This is a genomic window from Streptomyces cavernae (assembly GCF_004023625.1).
GTDB classification, from domain to species: Bacteria; Actinomycetota; Actinomycetes; order Streptomycetales; family Streptomycetaceae; genus Streptomyces; species Streptomyces cavernae.
In genome coordinates this window covers 1-18,538 of the sequence record NZ_ML137712.1, presented here as the reverse complement: position 1 = coordinate 18,538, position 18,538 = coordinate 1, and the positions used below count along the sequence as shown (strand labels likewise).

The following is an 18,538-nucleotide window of genomic DNA, read 5'->3' as shown; positions in this document are numbered from 1 at the left end:
CGTAGAGGTGTCGTAACCCTTCTGAGCGGCAGGTTTCGGACGCCCGTACGCCATCACTCGCGGTGTGCGATCGGTAGCTCATCGTGTAAATGGGCCTGAGTTTATTCCGCTCATAGGGGCGGTTTCAGGTGCTTGCGGAATATGACTCGGCGTTGATCCGGTCGGACTAAGCTCGCCCGCGGCGCACCGAGTTGCGGTGTAATCGTGCGCTTGTTCCCAAAAAATTATGAAGATCCGCTTACGCCCCCCACGACCTTCCCTTGCACGGACCCCTACACCTCCACCGATTTTCAGAGGGCATACATGGTGAGAGTTCAATCTCCTCCCGGTGGCCGAGAAGTCCCCTTCGCGCGCGTGCTGTTGCTGCCCGCCATACTCATGGCCGCGGCCACCGGGACCGCCGCCGCCCTGGTGGCGCCGTCGGCCCGTATCGCCGTCGCCTGCTGCGGCGCCGTGGCGACCCTGCTACTGATCGCGGTCGCCGCCGCGGCGCTGCGCCGCGGTCGGGCCCTGCGCGCGCTGCGCGCCGAACACGCCGAGCGGACCGCCGCACTGGAGCGGCGTATCGCCGCCAACGACGACGAGGTGCTCCGGCTGCGTACGGAGATCCTTCCCGCCACGGTGGGCTGGGTGCTCGGCGGTGAACCCGTCCGGGAGGTGATGCGCAACCGGGTCGACTCCCGTCCCGAGTGGCGGGACATGCCCGATGTGCAACGGGAACTGCTCCTCACGGTGCTGCGCCTGATCTCCGACGAGGAGTCACGGCGCGACGCCTCGCAGCGTTCCTTCGTCCACGTCGCCCGGCGCGTCCAGGCCATCTGCCACCAACAGGCCATCGACCTGCGGGAGATGGAGGAGGACCACGGCAACAACCCCGAGGTCTTCGACAACCTGCTGCGCCTCGACCACGGCAACTCGATGATCGGCCGGCTCGCCGACTCCCTCGGCGTCATCGGCGGCGGCGGTCCCGGACGCCGCTGGCCCAAGCCCGTGACCCTGTACAGCACACTGCGCGGCGCGATGTCCCGCATCCTCGAATACCGGCGCATCAAGCTGGACTCGATCGCCGTGGTCAACATCGCCGGTCTCTACGTCGAGCCGATCATCCACATCGCCGCCGAACTCATGGACAACGCCACACGGTTCTCGCCGCCCCAGTCCAAGGTGCGGGTCACCGCCACCGAGGTGCAGACCGGTATCGCGATCGAGTTCGAGGACGCGGGTGTCAAGCTCACCGACGAACGCCGCCAGAAGATCGACACGCTCCTCGGCTACGCCCGGGCCGGTATCGACATGACCCAGGTGGGCGAGACCCCGAGGCTGGGCATGGCGGTGGTCGGCCGGCTGGCGAAGATGTACAACATCGAGATCTCCATGCGGCCGTCCTCCTACGGCGGTTGCTGCGCGGTGATGGTCGTGCCGCGCAGCATGCTCTCCACCGATCCCAGGCCCGTGGGCCTGCACGCGCACGGCATCGGTGCGGTCTCCCGGCCGCTGCCCACCCTCGACGGTGTCGTGGGCCCGAAGCGTTCGCCCAAGAAGCGCCGCCCCACCACCGGACCGCGGGTCCCCCGGCCGGGCCAGGACCCCTACGACGACGACGTCCCGGTCGTCACCGAATGGACCGCGAACGGCCTCCCGCAGCGCCGCAGCCGGGTCAGGACCCCGCTCAGCGAGCGGCTCCTCGCCACGCAGCAGATGGAGGCCGAGCAGGCGGCGGCCCGGGCCGCCGCACCCGCCGCGCCGCAGGAGGAGGAACCCCCGCCCGGGCTCTGGGTCGAGGAGTTCTTCGAGGGCCTCAAGGGCGGCCCGGACAAGTCCGCTCCGGACACCGGTGGTGACAGCCCCGGCCGGCCCGACCCGGCCTCCTCGGACAGCCGGGCAGAGCTCGCCTCGGAGGCATCCGGGCCGGCCGCGACAGCAGCATCAGACACGGACAACCAGCCGGCCCCCGTGACGGCCGACGACGAGGGAGACCTCAAGTGATCCAGCAGCAGGGCAACTTCGACTGGATGCTCAAGGAACTCGCCGACAGCGTGCCGGGCATCGAGCAGATCGTGGTGCTCTCCGCCGACGGCCTGCGCATCGCGCGCTACGGTGGCGAACCCGACGGCGCCGACCGGGTGGCCGCCGCCTGCGCGGGCCTGCAGAGCCTGGCGGCCGCCGTGGCGAGCGAGATCCCGCAGAGCGACGGACGGATGCGCCTGGTCATCATCGAGATGAACGGCGGCTACTTCTATCTGATGGCCGCGGGCCCCAACGCCTACCTCGCCGTCCTCGCGGACGTGCGCACCATGCCGGCCAACATGAGCGGACACATGCGCGACCTCGTCAGCCGCATCGGCGACTATCTCACCAGTCCACCCCGGCACAACGGACACTCCGTATGATCCCTCCCCAGCGCCGACGGCGACATCCGATCAAGGAAGCGGGCTCCGTTGTCACCCCCGGGCCACCTGCGGCCGGCGGCACGACCGCGCAGGGCCCACCGGAGCCCCCGGGACCACCGGGGGAGCCGGAACCGCCGGAACCACCGGACCCGCAGCGCCTGTTCACCATCACGGGCGGCGAGGACGGCGACCGGTCCCCCCTCGACCTGGTCACCCTGATCGTCGCCCGGGAGGACCCGCCCGGCGAGGTACCGCCGGAGCAGGCGGTCCTGCTGGAGCTGTGCGGTGCCCCGTTGTCCGTGGCCGAGATCTCGGCCTACCTCCACCTGCCGTACAGCGCGGTGGCCGTCGTGCTCACCGACATGCTGGCGGCCGATCTGGTCCAGGCGCGCGCCCCCGTCGTCCGCTCGTCGCTGCCGGACCGTTCCCTTCTCGAAGCGGTGATGCATGGACTTCAAAAGCTCTGACACCATCACGGGTCCCCGGACCGAGGACAAGCTGCCGCACACGGTCACCTCGGCGGCGAAGATCGTGATCGTGGGCGGCTTCGGTGTCGGCAAGACGACCATGGTGGGCTCCGTCAGCGAGATCAGACCGCTGACCACCGAGGAGACCATGACGCAGGCCGGCATCGGCGTCGACGACAACTTCGGCTCCCAGACCAAGACCGCGACCACCGTCGCCATGGACTTCGGCCGCATCACCATCACCGACGAGCTGGTGCTGTACCTCTTCGGCACCCCCGGCCAGCAACGCTTCTGGTTCCTGTGGAACGGCCTGTTCGAAGGGGCCCTCGGCGCGGTCGTCCTGATCGACACCCGCCGGCTCGAGGTCAGCTTCGACGTCATAGGGCGCCTGGAGGAGTGCGGGGTGCCCTTCATCATCGCGATCAACGAATTCCCGGACGCCCCCCGGTACCCGATGGAGGAGTTGCGCTCCGCGCTCGACCTCACACCGGACATCCCGATGCTCCAGTTCGACGCCCGCCACCGGTCCTCCAGCCGGGACGCGCTGCTGACCCTGATGCGCTATCTGCACGCGCTGGCGATGAAGTCCCCCCACGGCTGAGCCCGCGCGCCCCCGAACTCGGCCCGTCCGGCCCCCTCACCCGAACCGACCAGCAACCGGAACCACTTCAGCCCCGGAGCCAACCACCGTGACGCCTGAACCGCACTCCCTCACCGATACGGACCCCACGCCCGCCCCTCCGCCCGGCTGCCCCGCCCACGGCCTGGGCCCCGGCGGACTGCGCCGCGTCTACGGCCCCGAGGCGGAGGACCTGGCGGCCCTCTTCGAGGAGATCCGCGCCGAACACGGCACCGTCGCCCCCGTGCTGCTGCACAACGACGTCCCGGTCTGGCTGGTGCTGGGCCTCACCGAGAACTTCCAGATGGTGAGCAACGCCGCGCACTACACCCGCGACAGCCGTCAGTGGCGGGCCGTGCAGGACGGCACGGCGGGCCCCGACCACCCGCTCGCCCCCATCTTCACCTGGCAGCCGTTCTGCAGCACGGCGGAGGGCGACGAGCACCTGCGGCTGCGCGGCGCGGTCATGGGAGCCGTCTCCACGGTCGACTTCCGCGGGATGCGCCGCCACATCGACCACCACACCCAGGTCCTGGTGAACAGGTTCTGCGAGCGGGGCAGTGCGGACCTGGTGGGCGAGTTCGCCGAGCATCTCCCGATGGCGGTGATGTGCGAAGTCCTCGGCATGCCCGAGGAATACGGCGAACGCCTGGTGCAGGCCGCCCGTGACATGCTCAAGGGCACCGCGACCGCGATCGCCAGCAACGAGTACGTCACGGACGTCCTCATGCGGCTCACCCTCCGCCGCCGGGCCGTTCCGCAGGACGACTTCACCAGCCACCTCATCAACCACCCGGCACGACTCGACGACGAGGAGGTCTGCCAGCACCTGCGGCTCGTGCTGATCGCCGCGTACGAGTCCACGGCCAACCTCATCGCCAACGTCCTGCGCATGGTGCTCACCGACCCACGGTTCCGCGCCCAGCTCAACGGCGGCCAGATGACGGTCCCGCAGGCGGTCGAGCAGTCCCTGTGGGACGACCCGCCGTTCACCTCGGTGCTGGGTTACTTCGCCAAGCAGGACACGGAGTTGGGCGGCAAACGCATCCGCAAGGGAGACGGACTGCTCCTCGGTATCGCGCCGGGCAACGTCGACCCGGCCGTCCGCCCCGACCCCAGGGCGAACATGATGGGCAACCGGGCCCATCTCGCCTTCAGTGCCGGCCGGCACGAGTGCCCCGGCCAGGACATCGGCCGTGCGATCACCGAGACCTGTGTCGACGCGCTGCTCACCCGGCTGCCCGACGTGCAACTCGCCGTCACTGAAGAGGAGTTGCGGTGGTCCCAGACCATCCAGTCCCGGCATCTGGTCGAACTGCCGGTTGAGTTCGAGCCGAGGGCGCAGCAGGACGTCGAGGTCCGCCCCACCAGCCCGGCGGTGCACCAGCCGGAACTCGGGCCGTACCCGGTGGCCACCGCGGTGGGGCCGGAGGCAAGGCCCATTTCACGGGCCCTCCCGCAACCGGCGCCCGCGCCCATGCCGCCGAGCGCGCCCATGCCTGCGACCGCCACCATGCCGCCGAGTACGCCCATGCCTTCGACCGCCACCATGCCGCCGGGCGCTCCGATGCCACCGGCCACGCCCATGCAGCAGACCGTGGCCGCGACCGCACCGCAGACCTCGACCGCGTCGCAGACCCCGGCCGGGCAGCCGGAACCGGCGCCCGGCCGACCCCGCCGACCCGGCCTGTCCCGCCTCCGCGGCGCCTGGCGACGGCTGCTGCGCTGGAGGCGCGGCCACTGACCCCGCGGACCGGCGGCCCCTGGGCCTCCTAGGCGGCCCACGTCTCGTACGAAGCCCAGGCCTGCAGTTCCCTGGTGCTGACGAACCGGTGCTCCCGCCCCGTGACCGGATCGGTGAACTCCAGTGACCGCGCGAGCAGTTGCAGCGGGCGCCGGAAGTCACCCGGGGGCACGGGGCCGGTCACCTCCGGGTAGAGCGGGTCACCGAGGATCGGGACGCCGAGTGCGGTCATGTGCACCCGGAGCTGATGGGTCTGCCCGGTGCGGGGGAGCAGCCGGTACCGCCCCAGCCGGCCCCGGTGGTCGACCAGTGCCACCTCGCTGACGGCATTGGGCTCACCCGCGACCTCCCGGGCGGCCATCGTCCCGCGCTCTTTGACGATCCGGCTGCGCACGGTCCGGGGGAGGCTCAGCCGCGGGTCGTACGGTGCGACGGCCTCGTACTCCTTGCGCACCCGCCGGTCCCGGAACAGCGTCTGGTACGCCCCGCGTTCCTCGGGCCGCACGGTGAACAGGACGAGCCCGGCGGTGAGCCGGTCCAGCCGGTGCGCGGCGGCGATCCGCGGCTCCGCCAACTGCCGCCGCAGCCGGGCGAGTACGGTCTCGGCGACATGACTGCCGCGCGGCGTGGTGGCCAGGAAGTGCGGCTTGTCCACGACGACGATGTGCTCGTCCCGGTGCACGACCTCCAGTTCGAACGGCACCCGTTCCTCGGCGGGCAGTTCCCGGTGGAACCAGACGAACATGCCCGGTACGTACGCGGCGTCGGCGGCGACAGGCCGTCCGGCCTCATCGACGATCAGACCGTCGCCCAGCATTCGGTCGATGACCCCGTCGCCCGCCGCGAGCCGTGCGACGAGATGTTCCCGCACGGTCGCCCAGCCCTCTCCGGCGGGCAGCCGCACGCGCACCGCGTCCACCCCGTCCCGCTGGGGCAGGGGGGAGGGCGGAATCCGGCGCTTGCGTCGCATTGATCAAGCGTACGAGGCGACGGCCTCGCGTCCCTCCTCGCCCGCCTCTCTTGCCGCCTCTTGCCGCCCGCGCGTGAACGCGATACATCGTGTCCATTGACGGCCGTTGGCAGACGCGATATGTTCGGTCACGGATATTCGCCCACGGGCTAACCGGTCACTGCCGACCCGCCCGGCTCTGTCGAAGCAGACCTCCAACGAGAGGTGGTCCCGTGCCGACGAAGCGTCGCAAGCTCGGTAACCCGCTGGCGCTGGCGGTCATGGTGCTGCTCATCGAGCGCCCCATGCACCCCTACGAGATCGCCCAGACGCTCCGCCGGCGCGGCAAGGACACCACGCTGAAGATCAACTACGGCTCCCTCTACACCGTCGTCCAGAACCTGCAGAAGCACGGCTTCGTCGAGGTCGCCGAGGTGCAGCGACAGGGCAACCGCCCCGAGCGCACGCTCTACGGCATCACGGACGCCGGGCGTGAAGAGGCCACGGAATGGCTGTCGGACCTGCTGGCCGTTCCGGCGCGGGAGTTCCCGATCTTCGACGCCGCGCTCTCCCTGATGGGGATCATCCACCCCGACGAGGTGGCGCGGCTCCTGGAGGAGCGCCTCAGCACTCTGGAGTTGCAGGTCGCGAGCCTGCGCGGCGCGCTGGCGAAGCTCTACGAGACGCTGCCCCGGCTCTTCCTGGTCGAGACCGAATACCAACTGCACATGATCGAGGCCCAGGCGGAATGGGTCCGTGGCTTCCTCGCGGAGCTGACGGGCGGCACGCTGCCCGGCGTCAAGGAATGGCGGAGCTTCGCGGAGACCGGGGAGTTCCCCGAGGAGTACCGGGACCTGGAAGGCGGCGACACCAGCAGACAGTGACCGGCGAAACAGACCCCGGCAGAGCTGTTGCAGCAGCTCCGCCAGGGTCTCGAACCCCGAACCGAATCCGCCGTGCAGGCAGTCCGGACGATCGAGGTGCGGCACACCCAGAATAGCCCGGCGCTCTTCACCCGGATCGGCTCGGCAGTACACCCGGGACCGCTCGGAGCCCCCGAGCCGGCCCGGCCACCACCGAGAACACCCGGCGTACGCGGCCCGACCCGCCGTACCCCGGGAACTCCGTTCACACAGGAGAGCAGCTGACATGAGCATCCCTGCGCACGCAGTGGAACCGGCGGCGGGAACCGCGGCCCGGCCCGCGGTGGCCGCACGCCGACTGATCAAGACCTATCCCGGTGACGTCACCGCGCTGAACGGCATCGACATCACCGTGGAGCAGGGCACCGTCTTCGGACTGCTCGGCCCCAACGGCGCCGGCAAGTCCACCACCGTCAAGATCCTCACCACCCTCGCCCGCCCCGATTCGGGCACGGCCGTGGTCGCCGGCCACGACGTGCTGCGCCACCCGGACCGGGTGCGCCGCGCCATCGGCGTCGTCGCGCAGAACTCCGGCGCCGACCCGGTCGCCACGGGCCGCGAGAACCTCCTGCTCCAGGGCCGGCTGTACGGCATGAGGGGCGCGGCCCTGGTCCGTCGCGTCGACGGGCTGCTGGAGCGCTTCGGCCTGGCCGACGCGGCACCGCGCCAGGTCAAGGGCTACTCCGGCGGAATGCGCCGCCGGCTCGACGTGGCGCTCGGCCTGGTCCACCGCCCCGAGGTGCTCTTCCTCGACGAGCCCACCACCGGCCTCGACCCCGAGGCGCGCACCGCGATGTGGGACGAGATCGCCCGGCTCGCCGGTGACGAGGGCCTGACCATCCTGCTCACCACCCACCACCTCGAAGAGGCCGACCGGCTCGCCGAGCGCATCGCGATCGTCGACCGCGGCCGGGTCGTGGTCGACGGCACCCCCGACTCACTCAAGGGCGAACTGCGCGGCGACGCCGTCCATGTGGAACTGCGCTCCCCGCTCGGCGATTCGGGCCGCACGCTCCTCGAGGGCGCGCTGATCAGGGTGCCGGGCGTGCACGAGACGCTCTACGACGGTCGTCGTATCAGCGTCCGCGCCGACGACGGGGCCGTCGCGATGCCCGCGCTGCTCGGCGTGCTGGAGCGGGCCGGGGTCGGCGTGGCCGCTGCCACCGTGGCCCGGCCCTCGCTCGACGACGTGTACCTGCGGTACGCGGGCCGACGCTACGCCGAGGCGGAGGCCGCCGGCACGGAGCGGCTCGCCCTCGCGGGAGGTGTGCGATGAGCGCCGTCGTCCCGGCCGCCGTCTCCCAGACCTGGTACATGACCCAGCGCCAGCTCCTGGTGTACCTGCGGCAGCCTGCGTATCTGCTGATCACCCTGATCCAGCCGGTGGTCTGGCTGTTCCTGTTCGGCAGCCTGTTCAGGAAGGTCGTCGAACTCGGCGGCTTCGGCACGACGTCGTACCTCGACTACCTGGTGCCCGGTGTCGTGGTGATGAGCGCGCTCAGCTCCAACATGTGGGCGGGGATGACCACGCTCGACGAGATCCAGCGGGGCACGCTCAACCGTTTCCTGACCACCCCGGTCAGCCGGGCCGCGCTGATGAACGGCAACGTCGTCAACAACGGCCTGGTCACCGCGTTGCAGTCGGTCGTCATCGTGCTGCTCGGACTGCTGGGCGGCGCCGACTACCCGGGTGGGGCGGTCGGCGTCCTCGTCCTGATCGTCGCCGCGGTGCTGCTCGGCACGATCTTCGGGGCGTTCTCCAACGCGCTGGGCATGCTGGTACGGGAACGGGAATCGATCATCGGCGTCAACACCTTCCTGCTGCTGCCGCTGACGTTCCTCTCGTCGGCCTTCATGGCCCCGTCCGGGATGCCCGGGTGGATGCGGCACGCCGCCGACCTCAACCCGCTCGACTGGGCGATGGTGGCGGGCCGCTCGGCGCTGTCCGCCGACCCCGACTGGGGCGCGGTGCTCCTGCGTGGGGGAGGACTGCTCGCGCTGGCCGTGGCGGCGGTCTGGCTGTCGATCCGTACGTTCCGCTCCTACCAGAGGTCGGTCTGAGGTTCGGCCAGGCCTGAGGCCAGTGAAGGTCCGGGGACCGGGGAACTCAGGAGGCGGCCGCCTCGGCCGCCTCCTGCTCGGCTTCCACCTGCGCGTTCCACTCCCGCTTGGTGGCCTGCCAGCGGTCCTCGGTGTGCCCGTTGCGCCAGTACCCGGAGATCGACAGGTCCTCGCGCGGCACCTGCAGATCCACCCGCAGCAGCCGGCGCAGCTCCTTCACGAAGCCGGCCTCGCCGTGCACGAACGCGTGCACCCGGCCCTCGGGGAACTCCAGCGACCGCACGGCCTCCACCAGCGCCTCGCCGACCGGCCGGTCCCCGCGGTGCAGCCAGACGACCTCCGCGTCGGAGGTGATCTTCTGCTCCTCGTCGGGTCCCGAGACCTCCACGAAGGCGTGCACCCGCACCCCGGCCGGCAGCGACTCCAGGGTGGCGGCGATCGCCGGCAGCGCGCTCTCGTCACCGACGAGCAGATGCCAGTCGGCGTCAAGGTCGGGCGCGTACGCCCCGCCGGGGCCCATGAACCGTACGAGCTCACCGGGCTGCACCCGGGCCGCCCACGGCCCGGCGAGTCCCTCGTCGCCGTGCAGGACGAAGTCCAGCGTCAGCTCGTGGTGCACCGGGTCCCAGGCGCGCACGGTGTACGTGCGGGTCACGGGCCACTGCTCGCGGGGGAACTCCTCCCGGATCCGCTCCATGTCGAAGGGGTCCGGGTACTCGGCGCCACCGGACGGGAAAAGGAGCTTCACATAGTGGTCGGTGCTGGTGCCCACCGCGAACCCCGCAAGGCCCTCGCCGCCCAGCACGACACGCTGCATATGCGGGGTGAGCCGTTCGGTGCGCACCACGCGTGCGGAGTGGGGCTTGCGGACCGTGCGTGCAGGACGCTCTGCCATGGCGCTCTCCCGGGTCACGTGCTTAGGCTTACCTAAGTTAGCACCTCTACGGGGTGAAAAGCCGGTCCGAAGGAGATCGGGTTGCTCCTCGTTCGGGCACTGTGACCTTCTACCTGCGGAAGATGACTTTCGACTTTGAGAAACTTTGAGAATTTCGTTTCTTCCGACAGGGAACGCACTCCTCACTCGCCGACCGCATCGCTCACCGGCCTCGTCACTCATTGAGCGTCGTCACTTACTGAGCGTCGTTCACTCGCTGAGTGTTGTGAGCAGCCGCCGCAGCGAACCGCCCAGCCCCCAGCGCGCGGCCAGGGCGTCCAGCGCCGCCGGATCGCGCGGGGTGCGCGGCAGCACCGGGTCGACGTCCGGCAGCGGCACGTCGGCGGCCACCCGCACGACTTTCGGCGCGACCGCCACATACGGCCGGGCCTCGTCGAGGCGCCTCCGCTGCGACGGCGTGAGCTTTGCCGCCGGGTCGTCGACCGCGGCCATGATCCCGGCCAGGTCGCCGAACTCGGCGAGCAGCTTCGCGGCCGTCTTCTCGCCGATCCCGGGCACGCCCGGCAGCCCGTCGCTCGGATCGCCGCGCAGCAGAGCCAGATCCGCGTACCCCGGACCGTTCACCCCATACTTCTCGCGCAGCAGCGCCTCGTCGGTGATCTGCAGGGTGCCCACGCCCTTGAGGGGATACAGGACGCGCACCCCGCGCTCGTCGTCGACCAGTTGGAACAGATCGCGGTCGCCGGTGACGATGTCGACCGGTCCCGTGGCGCGGCCCGTGAAGGTGCCGATCACGTCGTCGGCCTCGTACCCGGCGACCCCCGCACGCGCGATGCCCAGCGCGTCCAGGACGTCCTCGATCACCGGCACCTGGGGCGACAGAGTGTCCGGCACCTCTTCCACGTCGGGCCCGGCCGGGACCTCCTCCGCGACCCGGTGCGCCTTGTAGGAGGGGATGAGCTCCACCCGCCAGTGCGGCCGCCAGTCGGCGTCCATGCAGGCCACCAGGGCGTCCGGGCGGTGGTCCAGCACCAGCCGGTCGATGAAGTCGAGCAGGCCGCGCACCGCGTTCACGGGCGTGCCGTCCGGGGCCCGCACCGAGTCCGGCACCCCGAAATAGGCGCGGAAGTAGAGGGAGGCGGTGTCGAGGAGCATCAGTCGTCCGGTCACGCCACGCATCATGCCGCACGCCACTGACAGTCGCCGTCCGGGCCGCGGCCCAGCCCTTTTCGGTGTTCCGGCCGCGCACGAAAAAGATCCGGTCAATCACATCGCCATAAGGGGGCACCCGGTCGCGTACGGCTCCGTAGGGGCCGGTGCTGTTGGTGTACTGGCGCGGCCAGTGAAGTCCTGAATCGCACCCCTTCTTTACAGGGATGTGACAGGCGCATGAAGCGGTTTGCCGAACATGCGTAGGGTGCAGAGAAACCCTCGAGAGCATCACATCCAGGACCGGCGCCGGCAGTGTCACCCCACGAGCACAGGAGGGAGCCGAAGCGATGGACGACAGCAAAGAGACCCTTCGGGTGGGCGCGGCCGTCCGGCGGCGGCGCCGGGCACTGGAGCTCACGCTCTCCGTCGTGGCGCAGCGCAGCGGGCTGTCGGTCCCGTTCCTGAGCCAGGTGGAGAACGAGCGGGCCCGGCCGAGCATGCGCTCCCTGGAGAAGGTCGCCGACGCGCTCGGCACCACCTGTGTGGAACTGCTCGCCGCGGCCGATCCGGCGCGAAGCGTCGATGTGGTGCGCGCCCCCGACGAACTGCCGGGTGCTCCTGATACCCAGGTGCGCCCCCTCGTGCGCGGCCACCACCAGTTGCACGCCATGGAGTTCACCGGTGACCACGACGCCGGCCGCGAGTTCCAGCACCGTAACGACGAGTTGCTGTACGTGGCCGACGGCGCCGTGGAGATCGAGGCGGAGGGCCGGGCACACCGGCTGGGCCGTGGCGACGCGATGCATCTGAGCGGCGGCGTACGGCACCGCTGGCGGGCCACCGAGCCGGACACCCGGGTGATCGTGGTCGCGGTCGCGGACCACATCGACGCGGTGGAGGAGCAGCGCCGCTGAGGCCGGCCGGGGCCGTCCCTGGCCGGCCGGGCTATCTTGACCGTTGTGAAGCGCGTTGTCTCACTCGTGCCCTCGTTGACGGAGGCGATCGCCGTGTCGGCGCCCGGTGCGCTGGCCGGCGCCACCGACTGGTGCACCCACCCGGCGGACCTGGACGTCGTGCGGATCGGAGGCACGAAGAACCCCGCGGTGGACCGGATCGTCGAGTTGGCCCCCGATCTGGTGGTCGCCAACGAGGAGGAGAACCGGGAGCCCGATCTGACCGCCCTGCGCGAGGCGGGGCTCGAGGTGCTGGTGACCGAAGTCCGCGATCTGCCGCAGGCGTTCACCGAACTGGCCAGGGTGCTCGCCGCGTGCGGTGTCCCGGGGCGTCCGGCGTGGCTGGCGCAGGCGGAGGCGGCATGGGCCGCGCTGCCCGCGCCCGGGCAGCGGGTCCGCGCCGTCGTGCCGATCTGGCGGCGGCCGTGGATGGCGCTCGGCCGGGACACGTTCGCGGGCGACGTACTGGCCCGGCTCGGCGTGGACAACGTGTACGCGACGCACACCGAACGCTATCCGCGGATCGCCCTCGGTGAACTGCCGGACGTGGACCTCGTGGTGCTGCCCGACGAGCCGTACCGGTTCGCCCCCGACGACGGCCCCGAGTCGTTCACGGCCCCCTGCGCCCTGGTGAGCGGCCGCCATCTCACCTGGTACGGCCCGTCCTTGGCGGAGGCGCCCCTGGCGCTCGGCGCGGCCCTGAGGGAGGCCGCGTCCCGGAGCTAGTGCCCCGGCAGGGAACGTGTCGTTGTCTGGCGTCCGGCAGGGAGGGGTTGCCCTCTGCTGCCCCGACAGGGAGCGTCTGCCCTCTGGCGCCCCGGCAGGGAGCGTCTGCCTTTTGGTGCCCCGGCAGGGAGAGGAGCCTTTGCCCTCCAGCGCATGGATGGGCAACGTTGCCTGTCGGGGCACTAGCGCCCGGCGGCCGCCCGGACCAGGGACTCCATCACGCGCAGGTCCGTACCCATCTCGGGGTGCCACTGCACCCCCAACACCCAGGCGGAACCGGGGAGTTCCACCGCCTCCACGGTGCCGTCGTCGGCGTGCGCCGACGCCACCAGGCCGGTACCCAGCCGGTCCACCGCCTGATGGTGATAGGTCGGCACGGCGGACTCCTCCGCCACGACGGACGCGTACCGCGTGCCCGGCACGGGTGTCACCGTGTGCCGTCCGAAGACCCCGGTGTCCTTCACATGGCCGTCGATGTGCTGCACGAGTGTCCCGCCCAGGGCCACGTTCAGCAGCTGCATACCGCGGCAGATGCCCAGCAGCGGCGTTCCGGAGGCGAGCGCGGCCTCGATCAGCGCCAGTTCCCAGGCGTCCCGCTCCCGGGCCGGTGGCCCCGTCCGCGGCTCGGCCTCGGCCCCGTACCGCACGGGCTCCACATCGGGCCCGCCCGCGATCACCAGGCCGTCCAGCTCGGCCACCATCGCGGCGGCGCGCGAGGGGTCGTCCGGCGGCAGCATCAGCGCCAGCCCGCCCGCGCCCTGCACGAGCCGCGGATAGCCGACCGGCAGCAGTGCCGCGTCCAGCTCCCACACGCCCCAGCGCGCCGCGGACGCCAGATAGGTGGTGACCCCGATCAGCGGCCTGCTCACAGTGCTCTCCCTCGCCCAGTCGACCCGATCATGACCCAACATTGGACTGAGTCCATACCTTTGTGTGCCGGTGCGGACAAAGCAAGCCCGTCTCATGCCCGGCTCAAGCTCGTTTCAAGCCCGGCTCGGGCCGTTTCAAGCCCGTTTCAGGCCCTGCTCAGGGCCGCCCCAGAAAGCCCCGCAGCAGCGCCGCCGTCCCCGCGCAGTGCTCCCGCATGATCTCCCGCGCGCCGTCCGCGTCCCCGTCCAGCACCGCCTCCACCAGCGCGGCGTGCTGCCGCTGCGAGTGCTCGAGATTGCGCACCAGCAGCGGGATGCAGTCCAGCAGGTCGTTCACGGCCGCGCGGACGGCCGCGTACTGCGCCGTCAGCGTCGGCGAGCCGGACAGTTCCGCGAGCGTGAGGTGCAGCAGCGTGTCCAGCCGCCGGTAGTCGGCCAGCGGCGCGTCCCGGGTGCGGGCGAGCGCCTCCCTCAGCCGAACGGTCTGCTCCCGGTCCAGGCCGTGCGCCGCGCACAGCCCCGCCGCCCCCACCTCCAGCACCTCACGGAAGCGCAGCACGTCCTCGATGTCGGTCTCGCCGCTCCGCCGCCGCAACTCGTCCTCGCCCTGCGCCTCGGCGCGCGACAGCACGAACGTGCCGCCGTAGCGCCCGCGCCGCGACTCGACAAGCCCCTGGTCCTGCAGCACCTTGAGCACTTCGCGCAGCGTCACTCGGCTGATGCCGAGCCGCTCCGCCAGGTCCCGCTCGGCGGGCAGCCGCTCTCCCGCGGGCACCAGGCCCAGCCGTACGACTTGGAGGATCTGCTCCAGAGCCTCCTCGAAGCCGTTGCCGGCCCGCACCGGCCGCAAGACCGGCGCCAGAGAATCCTCCGCCTGCGACATTCTGGCCGCGTCCCCTTCCCAAGCAATGGTCCTCGGCAATACCTTAAGGCCCTCGGCTGACCCAAGGAGGCCCTCCGTGGCAGACCGCACCCCGCCCCTCAGCGTCGAGGAGCTGCACGCCCTCGTCGCGGGCGGCGAGATCGACACCGTCGTCCTCGCCTTCCCGGACATGCAGGGCCGACTCCAGGGCAAGCGGTTCGCCGCGCGCTTCTTCCTCGACGAGGTCCTGCACCACGGCACCGAGGGCTGCAACTACCTTCTCGCCGTCGACACCGACATGAACACCGTCGACGGATACGAGATGTCCTCCTGGGACCGGGGCTACGGCGACTTCGCCATGCACCCCGACCTCAGCACACTGCGCAGACTGCCCTGGAACGAGGGTACGGCCATGCTGATCGCCGACCTCGCCTGGAACGACGGCTCACCGGTCGTCGCCGCGCCCCGCCAGATCCTGCGCCGTCAGCTTCAGCGCCTCGCCGAACTCGGCTACACCGCCAACGTCGGCACCGAGCTGGAGTTCATCGTCTTCCGCGACACCTACGAACAGGCCTGGGACGCCGGCTACCGCCACCTGACCCCCGCCAACCAGTACAACATCGACTACTCCGTCCTCGGCACCGGCCGCATCGAGCCCCTGCTGCGCCGCATCCGCAACGAGATGGCGGGTGCCGGGCTGACCGTCGAGTCCGCCAAGGGCGAGTGCAACCCCGGCCAGCACGAGATCGCGTTCAAGTACGACGAGGCCCTCGTCACCTGCGACCAGCACGCCATCTACAAGACCGGCAGCAAGGAGATCGCCGCCCAGGAAGGCGTCTCGATCACCTTCATGGCCAAGTACAACGAACGCGAGGGCAACTCCTGCCACATCCACCTCTCGCTGGCGGACACGGGCGGCCGCAGCGTCATGGCCGGCTCCGCCACGGACCCCGGCGGCATGTCCGAGATCATGCGCCAGTTCCTCGCCGGACAGCTGGCCGCCCTCCGCGACTTCTCGCTCCTGTACGCGCCCAACATCAACTCCTACAAGCGCTTCCAGCCCGGCTCCTTCGCCCCCACCGCCGTCGCCTGGGGATACGACAACCGCACCTGCGCCCTGCGCGTCGTCGGCCACGGCCGCTCCATGCGGTTCGAGAACCGGCTCCCCGGCGGTGACGTCAACCCGCACCTCGCGGTGGCCGGTCTCGTCGCCGCGGGGCTGTACGGCATCGAGCAGAAGCTGGAACTGCCCGAGCCGTGTGCCGGCAACGCCTACACCGCCGAGTACGAGCACGTCCCCACCACCCTGCGGGAGGCCGCCGAGCTCTGGGAGAACAGCCCCATCGCCAAGGCGGCCTTCGGTGACGAGGTGGTCGCGCACTACCGCAACATGGCCCGAGTCGAGCTGCAGGCCTTCGACGCCGCGGTCACCGACTGGGAGCTGCGCCGCTCCTTCGAGCGTCTGTGAAAGGTCGTTCCTTGTCCTCAGAGCACGAGCTCCAGGTACTCAATCCGGCCACCGAGGAAGTCGTCGCCACCGTCCCGGCCGCCTCCCCGCAGGACGTGGACGCCGCCGTCGTACGGGCCACGAAGGCGCAGGCGGACTGGGCCGCCCGCGCGCCGGGCGACCGGGCCCGGCTGCTGCGCCGGTTCGCCACCGTCGTCGACGACCACGTCGAGGAACTCGCCCTGCTGGAGGTACGCGAGGCCGGGCACGTCATCGGCAACGCCCGCTGGGAGGCCGGCAACGTCCGGGATCTGCTGGACTTCGCCGCCGGGGGAGTGGAACGGCTCTCCGGCCGCCAGATCCCCGTGGCCGGCGGCATCGACGTCACCTTCCTCGAACCCCTCGGCGTCGTCGGCATCATCGCCCCCTGGAACTTCCCGATGCCGATCGCGGCCTGGGGCACCGCCCCCGCCCTCGCGGCCGGCAACGCGGTGATCCTCAAGCCCGCCGAGACCACCCCGCTCACCGCCCTGCGGCTCGCCGAACTCGCCCTGGAGGCGGGGCTGCCCGAGCACCTCTTCCAAGTGCTCCCCGGCGCTGGACCGGTGGCCGGAAACGCCCTGGTCGAGCACCCCGGGGTGGCCAAGGTGGTCTTCACCGGATCGACGGCCGTCGGCAAGCAGGTACTGGCCAAGGGCTCGGCCCTCCTCAAGCGCGTCACCCTCGAACTCGGCGGCAAGAGCCCGAACATCGTCTTCGCCGACGCCGACCTCGAGGCCGCCGCGGCGGCCGCCCCCATGTCCTTCCTCGACAACTCCGGCCAGGACTGCTGCGCCCGCACCCGCATCCTCGTCCAGCGCTCGGTCCACGACCGGTTCCTCGAACTCCTCGCCCCCGCGATCGAGTCCGTCGTCGTCGGCGACCCGGCCGACGAGAAGACGGCGATGGGCCCGCTGATCTCGAAGGTCCAGCTGGAGCGCGTGCGTTCGTACGTGGCCGCCGACGCGCAGGGCATCAGCGGGGCAGCCCCCGAGGGGCCCGGTTTCTGGTTCCCGCCCACCGTCCTCACCGACGTCGACCCGCACGCGCGCGTGGCCGTCGAGGAGGTCTTCGGACCGGTCGCCGTCGTGCTGCCCTTCGAGGACGAGGCCGACGCCGTCCGGCTCGCCAACGACACCCCCTACGGCCTCGCCGGCTCCCTGTGGACACGGGACGTCGGACGGGCACTGAGGGTCTCGCGGGCCGTCCGGGCGGGCAATCTGTCCGTCAACTCCCACTCCAGCGTCCGCTACTGGACCCCCTTCGGCGGCTTCAAACAGTCGGGCCTCGGCCGTGAACTCGGCCCCGAAGCGCTCGCCGCCTTCACCGAAACCAAGAACGTCTTCATCAGCACGGAGGCCTGAGCCACCATGACCGACGACACCATCTGCCGCCGCCTGGTCGGCCGCACCGCCGTCATCACCGGTGCCGGCAGCGGCATCGGCCTCGCCACCGCACGGCGGCTCGCCTCCGAGGGCGCCCACGTCGTCTGCGGCGACGTCGACGAGACCCGGGGCAAGGCCGCCGCCGACGAACTCGGCGGGATCTTCGTGAAGGTCGACGTCACCGACGCCGAGCAGGTCGATGCGCTCTTCAAGACCGCGTACGACACCTACGGCTCCGTCGACATCGCCTTCAACAACGCCGGCATCTCACCGCCCGACGACGACTCGATCCTGGAGACCGGCCTCGAGGCCTGGAAACGGGTCCAGGAGGTCAACCTCACCTCCGTCTACCTGTGCTGCAAGGCCGCCATCCCCTACATGCGGCGCCAGGGCAAGGGCTCCATCATCAACACCGCCTCGTTCGTGGCCCGGATGGGCGCGGCGACCTCGCAGATCTCCTACACCGCCTCCAAGGGCGGAGTGCTCGCCATGTCCCGCGAACTGGGCGTGCAGTTCGCCCGGGAGGGCATCCGCGTCAACGCGCTGTGCCCGGGACCGGTCAACACCCCGCTGCTGCAGGAGCTGTTCGCCAAGGACCCGGAGCGTGCCGCCCGCCGGCTCGTGCACATCCCGCTCGGACGGTTCGCCGAGGCCGACGAGATCGCGGCCGCGGTCGCGTTCCTCGCCAGCGACGACTCCTCGTTCGTGAACGCCACCGACTTCCTGGTGGACGGCGGAATCTCGGGGGCGTACGTCACACCGCTCTAGGGGGTGTTTCGAAAGTCCCGCACAGCACCCACGGCGCCCGGCACGCACTCTCGCCGCACCGGCCGAAAGCCCAAGTACGTCCAGTACGAGGGCTTTCGTCCGGCACGCCGAGGGCACGCACCGGACCCCGCGGGCACCGCACAGGACTTTCGAAACACGCCCTACTGAGTTTTTCGTTAGTTCTGTGGGTGCAGGAGCGTCAGTGGTGTGAGGCTGTTGGTGTGTCTTCCGAGTCGCAGGCCGTGGTTTTCGATGTGTCCGTTCCGCCCCTGACCCGGCCCCAGTTGGC

General features: G+C 70.8%; 18 protein-coding genes. 13 read left to right on the top strand and 5 right to left on the bottom strand.

All coding sequences use genetic code 11. The annotated features are described in order from the left end of the window. Positions 1–303: 303 nt before the first annotated feature. The 5 genes from EF387_RS06135 (at position 304) to EF387_RS06115 (ending at position 5,220) form a co-directional block, all read left to right on the top strand. Positions 304–1,986, top strand: a complete 1,683-nt coding sequence (locus tag EF387_RS06135) for an ATP-binding protein (protein WP_128375463.1) — start codon at positions 304–306, stop codon at positions 1,984–1,986. After that, positions 1,983–2,390, top strand: coding sequence for a roadblock/LC7 domain-containing protein (locus EF387_RS06130; protein WP_128375462.1), 408 nt, complete (start codon positions 1,983–1,985; stop codon positions 2,388–2,390). Before EF387_RS06135 ends, EF387_RS06130 begins: the two co-directional genes overlap by 4 nt. Then, positions 2,387–2,857 carry a DUF742 domain-containing protein gene (locus EF387_RS06125; RefSeq protein WP_128375461.1) on the top strand — a complete coding sequence of 157 codons (471 nt, stop codon included), beginning with the start codon at positions 2,387–2,389 and terminating at the stop codon, positions 2,855–2,857. The genes EF387_RS06130 and EF387_RS06125 overlap by 4 nt, the downstream gene beginning before the upstream one ends. Next, positions 2,838–3,458, top strand: coding sequence for a GTP-binding protein (locus tag EF387_RS06120; RefSeq protein WP_128375460.1), 621 nt, complete (start codon positions 2,838–2,840; stop codon positions 3,456–3,458). Before EF387_RS06125 ends, EF387_RS06120 begins: the two co-directional genes overlap by 20 nt. An 88-nt stretch (positions 3,459–3,546) precedes the next feature. Next, positions 3,547–5,220 carry a cytochrome P450 gene (locus EF387_RS06115; RefSeq protein WP_238431360.1) on the top strand — a complete coding sequence of 558 codons (1,674 nt, stop codon included), beginning with the start codon at positions 3,547–3,549 and terminating at the stop codon, positions 5,218–5,220. 28 nt (positions 5,221–5,248) lie between these two features. On the opposite strand, the gene EF387_RS06110 is transcribed toward EF387_RS06115, so the two are convergent. Next, positions 5,249–6,190: an RluA family pseudouridine synthase gene (locus EF387_RS06110; RefSeq protein WP_128375459.1), complete on the bottom strand. Its 942-nt coding sequence runs from the start codon at positions 6,188–6,190 to the stop codon at positions 5,249–5,251. A 212-nt stretch (positions 6,191–6,402) separates the two neighbouring features. Between EF387_RS06110 and EF387_RS06105 the strand changes: the two genes are divergently transcribed. From EF387_RS06105 to EF387_RS06095, 3 genes are all read left to right on the top strand, one after another. Beyond that, the gene (locus EF387_RS06105) at positions 6,403–7,053 is read left to right on the top strand and encodes a PadR family transcriptional regulator (protein WP_128375458.1); all 651 of its coding nucleotides are present in this window, start codon (positions 6,403–6,405) and stop codon (positions 7,051–7,053) included. A 265-nt stretch (positions 7,054–7,318) separates the two neighbouring features. Next, positions 7,319–8,368 (top strand): ATP-binding cassette domain-containing protein, encoded by a 1,050-nt coding sequence (locus EF387_RS06100; protein WP_128375457.1) that lies wholly within the window; start codon positions 7,319–7,321, stop codon positions 8,366–8,368. Continuing rightward, positions 8,365–9,153, top strand: a complete 789-nt coding sequence (locus EF387_RS06095; protein WP_128375456.1) for an ABC transporter permease — start codon at positions 8,365–8,367, stop codon at positions 9,151–9,153. The genes EF387_RS06100 and EF387_RS06095 overlap by 4 nt, the downstream gene beginning before the upstream one ends. Before the next feature lie 46 nt (positions 9,154–9,199). Here the strand turns inward: EF387_RS06095 and EF387_RS06090 are convergent, their stop codons facing one another. Together EF387_RS06090 and EF387_RS06085 are read right to left on the bottom strand one after the other, a co-directional pair. Further along, positions 9,200–10,048, bottom strand: coding sequence for a siderophore-interacting protein (locus EF387_RS06090; protein ID WP_128375455.1), 849 nt, complete (start codon positions 10,046–10,048; stop codon positions 9,200–9,202). 249 nt (positions 10,049–10,297) lie between these two features. Next, complete coding sequence (locus tag EF387_RS06085; protein WP_238431369.1) at positions 10,298–11,227, bottom strand: 5'-3' exonuclease; 930 nt, start codon at positions 11,225–11,227, stop codon at positions 10,298–10,300. 320 nt (positions 11,228–11,547) lie between these two features. Here EF387_RS06085 and EF387_RS06080 point away from each other — a divergent pair, with 320 nt between their 5' ends. Together EF387_RS06080 and EF387_RS06075 are read left to right on the top strand one after the other, a co-directional pair. Next, the gene (locus EF387_RS06080; RefSeq protein ID WP_128375453.1) at positions 11,548–12,114 is read left to right on the top strand and encodes a helix-turn-helix domain-containing protein; all 567 of its coding nucleotides are present in this window, start codon (positions 11,548–11,550) and stop codon (positions 12,112–12,114) included. Between the two features lie 45 nt (positions 12,115–12,159). Beyond that, the gene (locus EF387_RS06075) at positions 12,160–12,879 is read left to right on the top strand and encodes a helical backbone metal receptor (RefSeq protein ID WP_420802532.1); all 720 of its coding nucleotides are present in this window, start codon (positions 12,160–12,162) and stop codon (positions 12,877–12,879) included. A 182-nt stretch (positions 12,880–13,061) separates the two neighbouring features. On the opposite strand, the gene EF387_RS06070 is transcribed toward EF387_RS06075, so the two are convergent. Beyond that, positions 13,062–13,748 (bottom strand): gamma-glutamyl-gamma-aminobutyrate hydrolase family protein, encoded by a 687-nt coding sequence (locus tag EF387_RS06070; protein WP_128375451.1) that lies wholly within the window; start codon positions 13,746–13,748, stop codon positions 13,062–13,064. A gap of 157 nt (positions 13,749–13,905) precedes the next feature. Beyond that, a complete protein-coding gene (locus EF387_RS06065) occupies positions 13,906–14,631 on the bottom strand; it encodes a FadR/GntR family transcriptional regulator (RefSeq protein ID WP_128375450.1) in 726 nt (241 codons plus the stop codon). 76 nt (positions 14,632–14,707) lie between these two features. On the opposite strand from EF387_RS06065, the gene EF387_RS06060 reads away from it, so the two are divergent. The 3 genes from EF387_RS06060 to EF387_RS06050 are packed head-to-tail and all read left to right on the top strand — an operon-like array spanning position 14,708 to position 18,249. Then, a complete protein-coding gene (locus tag EF387_RS06060) occupies positions 14,708–16,078 on the top strand; it encodes a glutamine synthetase family protein (RefSeq protein WP_128375449.1) in 1,371 nt (456 codons plus the stop codon). An 11-nt stretch (positions 16,079–16,089) separates the two neighbouring features. Beyond that, a complete protein-coding gene (locus EF387_RS06055) occupies positions 16,090–17,460 on the top strand; it encodes an aldehyde dehydrogenase family protein (protein WP_128375448.1) in 1,371 nt (456 codons plus the stop codon). A 6-nt stretch (positions 17,461–17,466) separates the two neighbouring features. Continuing rightward, entirely contained in the window at positions 17,467–18,249 is a 783-nt protein-coding gene (locus EF387_RS06050; protein WP_128375447.1) for a 3-oxoacyl-ACP reductase, read from the top strand. The last annotated feature ends 289 nt before the right edge of the window (positions 18,250–18,538 follow it).